Origin of the sequence: Streptomyces sp. NPDC101151 (assembly GCF_044768335.1) — a bacterium.
Classification (GTDB): domain Bacteria; phylum Actinomycetota; class Actinomycetes; order Streptomycetales; family Streptomycetaceae; genus Streptomyces.
The window spans coordinates 1-2,050 of record NZ_JBIWPP010000130.1 but is presented as its reverse complement, the minus strand read 5'-3'; the positions used below and the strand labels follow the sequence as shown (position 1 = coordinate 2,050).

At 67.3% G+C, this 2,050-nt stretch carries 1 protein-coding gene; it reads right to left on the bottom strand.

The genetic code is table 11. The features are described 5' to 3' along the window. Positions 1-404: 404 nt before the first annotated feature. A complete protein-coding gene (locus ACIRU3_RS47705) occupies positions 405-1,706 on the bottom strand; it encodes an IS1634 family transposase (RefSeq protein WP_404070753.1) in 1,302 nt (433 codons plus the stop codon). Positions 1,707-2,050: the final 344 nt, after the last annotated feature.

Here is a 2,050-nt window from a genome sequence, read left to right as displayed (position 1 = left end):
TCTCGCCGGCCGAGTTCGAACAGCAGCACCGGCGAGGACGTAAACTCACACTCGCAGCATGAACCCCTGTGTCCACACTCCGGGGGACGCCTCACCGGCATCCGTCCCCGCCCAGAGCTCGGGCACCCGAGCCTCCCTCGCCGATCGGTTGACTGGTCCCCGCAGACGACCACGCCGACGTGTCCTTACGAAGCGATCTCTGTTCGCTCATCCCAATGAGTGGCCGTGTCGTCGCAGGGCACTGGGCGGCCTATCAGTCAAAGCCACATGTACGGCATGAGCGCTTTCAGCCACACCCAGGCCCCTGGGTCTGCCGATCGTACGAAGGACCGGAATCAACCCGCAAACAAGGTAAGGAGCGCTGGTGACCACTGACACCGCCGCTACCGGCGAGGCGGTCATCGTCAGGTACGGCGCGCGGTGGTCCATCGAGCAGGCAAACCGGGACGGCAAGGAAGTACTGGGCGCCGGCCAGACGCAGAACCGCCTGAAACGGGCAGTGGAGCGAAGCGGGTGCTCAACAGCGCGTACCAGCCGTCCGCGGCGGCTTCGGCGGCCAGGACTTCCTGGTCGTAGTGCCAGGTCAGGGCAGGTCGTCCGCTCTCATCGACGGTGATGGAGGTGACCAGGCAGGAGCCGAGGCGGCGTCTGCTGGTGATCACGCCGAACCGGGCGGTGACCTTCTGGGCGGTGGCGTAGTGCCGGCCGCCGCAGGCACGTTGGAGTTTGTCCAGTTCCTCACGGGCTTTGTCCAGGCGCCGGGTGCGGGCGGCCTGCTGGGCCTGGGTGTTGGCGCTGGAGTGGACCAGGATCCGGCGCACGGTGATCTGCGGGTCGCGCTTGCGCGGACCGGCCAGGGTCTGGGTGTCCTCCAGCACTCGGTACTGGCCACGCCGAGCGGGTGGCTTTCCCTCGTCCCGTCCGGCGGTGTAGTCGACCGGGCGGGCCTGGTCCGCGTCGAGACCGGCGAACAGGCCATCGGGAACCTTGGCCGCGGGCGCCGGGGCGATAAACCTCACCCCGGCTTCCTGCAGGGCCAGGAGGTTGGAGCAGGAGACCAGTTTCGAGTCGCCGATCATCAAAAAGTCGCGGGGTGCGGCCAGCTCGCGCAGGGCTGTCATCGCCCCGACGACTTGGGAGACCTCGCCGGCCCCACCGTCGTAGGCACGGTGGAGGACGGGGATGCCGCCGTCCGCCGAGATCGCGATCCCGGTCTGGATCTGCTTGAGATCCGCCCGGCGATCCTTGGGATGACCGTATTTGACCTGTGGGAATCCCTCCTGCGGGGTCTCGTAGGCGCCGTGCAGGGAGATGCTGGTCATGTCCCAGTGCAGGCGCGAGACATCAATGCCGAACTCGGCGATCGCGCTCGCACCGACCGTGCCGACGATGTGTTCCAGCTCGGGCGCGATGGCGTCCAGGGCGCGGCCGATGCGGTCGTCGTTGAGCAGGTCCGCCTCGATTCCGAAGACCTCCTCCACCGCCCACTCACGTGCCCAGTCGCCGACCCGCACCAGTGGTGCGGGCGCGGACAGCCGGTTGGCGACCAAGACCTCGATGACCTGCCCGTGGGTGAGATGCGCGACCTCACGCGCCGGGCACAGCTCGTCGATGATCCGGGCCACGTCCAGCCGGCGCAGAAACTCGGCAGAGGCAGGCAGAGCGCCCAGACGCCTCTCCACCACCGGTGCGATCTCCACGTTCATCCGTGGACGACGCACCCGCGGCCGCTCGGCACGCGAAATCATCGACACATCACATCAACGACCACACCGACAAACAGACACCGCACGTGCCTCGTTCCAACCGATCGAGGCACGTGCGAAATCCGGGTCTAGGGTGGCGACTGGTGGGTTGATCTTGGCGCAGTGAACCTCTTTCATCCTGAGTATTGGCAGGTCAAGAGGGTGTGCACGGCTGCCACGGTTCTGCCGATACGGTTGGTCGAGCAGCGAGCTCGCCGCAGCAGTCGCCAGGACTTGAGGCGGGCGAAGGCGTGTTCGCCAGGGGCACGCGGGCGGGCCGGGCGTGGTCGCGGTTGTACTGCTGA

What these genes read in the sequence shown, in the direction of transcription:
- ACIRU3_RS47705 (WP_404070753.1), bottom strand. Translation starts at nt 1,706, where the DNA reads ATGAACGTGGAGATCGCACCGGTGGTGGAGAGGCGTCTGGGCGCTCTG.